The sequence below is a fragment of the Oleiphilus sp. HI0123 genome (genome assembly GCF_001635315.1).
In genome coordinates this window covers 1-2,136 of record NZ_LWGE01001499.1, presented here as the reverse complement: position 1 = coordinate 2,136, position 2,136 = coordinate 1, and the positions used below count along the sequence as shown (strand labels likewise).

Sequence of the window (2,136 nt, the reverse complement as noted above, 5' to 3'; positions counted from 1 at the left end):
AACGATGTGACGTACAACGTTACAAAATAGTTACAGTAAGTAATTGTATTTCAAAACAATGTGAAATATGGGTTAACAAACTGGAAGGTCGGGGAATAGAGAGAATTTTTGGGTGTAAATGGAAGGCCATAACAGGAGAGTTATGGCCTAATGTTTAATTGCTTCTACGAGGCTATTTAGCTTTGTTCAGCTCTGCAGCTTGTTTTTGCCACGTGTCAGAACCTCTGACTTTGCTGAACTCCTCAAGTGCTTTTTTATCTTTTGCTGAAGGCTTGGCCAATTGCTCGATTGATGTGATACCGGCTGCTATAAGTTTCTTTTCTAAAGCTGGTCCAACACCATTGAGTGCAGTCAATTTCAACGGAGACTTTGTAGCAGGAGCTGCTTTCTTAGCTGGAGTCGCTTTCTTAGCCGGAGCTGCTTTCTTAGCTGGAGTCGCTTTCTTAGCCGGAGCTACTTTCTTAGCTGGAGTCGCTTTCTTAGCCGGAGCTGCTTTTTTAGCCGGAGCTGCTTTCTTAGCCGGAGCCGCTTTCTTCGCAGGAGCCTTTGCTTCGACGCCTATTTTTTCAAGGAGTTGAGACTGTAGCTCATGAAACTCATCCAGGCGCTTGTCAAACTCCTTCTGAAAGCGGTTCATTTCTTTGTCGCGAAGCTTATCCAGATCTTCAACTACTTTCTTGATCGGCTCTTGAACTTGAGACTGCAAGCTTTCAAGTTGTTTGAACGCATCGTTAATCAATTGATTAAAATGATCGGATGTCTTCTCGAACTCTTTATTAAAGCGATTAAGTACTTTATCTAAACCAAATTTATCTTTACTAGTCATCTGATAAGCTCCTGCTAGGAAGGGCAACTAAATTCAAGTCTTAGTCTAGCTTATCTGTCGCAATATGGTAGTTCGGATCTTCTATCACGTTGACTTCGATCAAATCACCGGCGTTTTTAAGCAAGCTTCTACATTCCGGGCTTAGATGGCGAATGTGTAAAGTCTTGTTTGCGTTCAGGTAGCGCTCGGCTAGTGTGTCGATCGCCTCAATGCCTGAGTGGTCGTATACTCTGGATTGAGCGAAGTCGATAATAATGTCGTCGTTGCCCGCTTGAACATCAAATTGCTCTAGGAAGTTCGCAATTGAACCAAAGAACAGGGGGCCTTCTACTTCGTAGACCGTTGAACCTTCTTCATTCTCTTTCTCGTGAATATACACATGCTTCGCGTGTTCCCAGGCAAAGACGAGCGCGGAAACAATTACACCTACGATTACTGCAATTGCCAAGTCTGTTGCCACTGTGACACCAGATACCAGGATTAATACAAAAGCGTCAGAGCGGGGAACTTTTCGAAGAATTCGGAAGCTGGACCATTCAAAGGTACCGATGACAACGATGAACATAACGCCGACTAGTGCAGCAACGGGGATCTGTTCAATCAGAGGCGCGGCAAATAAGATGAAGCAGAGTAGGAATAAGCCTGCAGATATACCGGACAGTCTGCCGCGACCACCTGAATTAACGTTGATCATGCTTTGGCCGATCATTGCACAGCCACCCATGCCACCGAAGAAACCCGTTACAGTATTTGCCACGCCTTGACCGATACACTCTTGGTTACCTTTACCGTGAGTTTGTGTCATTTCATCGATAAGCGTGAGGGTTAATAGAGATTCAATCAAGCCAATCGCTGCCAATATGAAAGAATAAGGCAAGATGATCCACAATGTCTCCAGAGTGAAAGGCACTGATGGAATGCTAAAACTAGGTAAAGAGCCGGAAATTGATGCAACGTCACCTACCACTCGAGTATCAAGGCCAAAGAAAATGACGACCAAAGAGACAATGACAATGGCTGCCAGTGATGAAGGTATCGCCTTGGTTAATTTGGGTAAGAAATGAATAATAGCCATGGTAGCAAAAACGAGAGTAAGCATTGTGATCATGGCATTACTTTCGAGCCAGGCAATATCAATAATGGAACCTTCTAGTCCTGTTCCTTGCAACCAGCCCGTGCCGTTGTTTTCTCCAAACTGGCTAAGTTGAGCGAGGAAAATCACAATCGCGAGGCCGTTAACGAAGCCAAGCATAACCGGGTGGGGAACCATGCGAATAAACTTGCCTAGTTTTAGCATGCCTGCCGCAATT

At 44.7% G+C, this 2,136-nt stretch carries 2 protein-coding genes; both read right to left on the bottom strand.

Annotated features, from left to right (window positions below):
* Positions 1 to 172: 172 nt before the first annotated feature.
* Entirely contained in the window at positions 173 to 826 is a 654-nt protein-coding gene (locus A3761_RS26340; RefSeq protein ID WP_068512478.1) for a hypothetical protein, read from the bottom strand.
* A 40-nt stretch (positions 827 to 866) separates the two neighbouring features.
* The coding region (locus tag A3761_RS19830) for a SulP family inorganic anion transporter (RefSeq protein WP_068750746.1) at positions 867 to 2,136 on the bottom strand (1,270 nt) is incomplete at its 5' end.